This is a genomic window from Limimaricola sp. G21655-S1, from assembly GCF_027213785.1.
Taxonomy (GTDB): domain Bacteria; phylum Pseudomonadota; class Alphaproteobacteria; order Rhodobacterales; family Rhodobacteraceae; genus Limimaricola.
This window is the reverse complement of record NZ_JAPWGO010000349.1, coordinates 1-255: the sequence shown is the minus strand read 5'-3', so window position 1 is coordinate 255 and position 255 is coordinate 1. Positions and strand designations below refer to the sequence as shown.

The 255-nt window shown below is 54.9% G+C and carries 1 pseudogene; it reads right to left on the bottom strand.

What is annotated here, in order from left to right:
- Positions 1 to 255 (bottom strand): annotated as a pseudogene (locus O4G76_RS21040) (hybrid sensor histidine kinase/response regulator); the annotation flags it as partial.

Here is a 255-nt window from a genome sequence, read left to right as displayed (position 1 = left end):
GAATGAGCCGTCTTTGCTCCAGCGACTGCATTCGACATCCGCGCATGAACGATCTGCAGCGGGTTGAGAGCCAACCGGTACACCAGATAGAGCATCAACAGCGACATAGCGATCACCGCCAGAACCGTCCAAGTGATCGTCTGGCGCACTTTATCGAGAACGATTTCACGCCCTTCTTCGGTCGACCATTGAACGACCATTGTGCCAAAGACGAAGCCCTCGAATTCGACCGGACGGCGATACATCACATAGCCC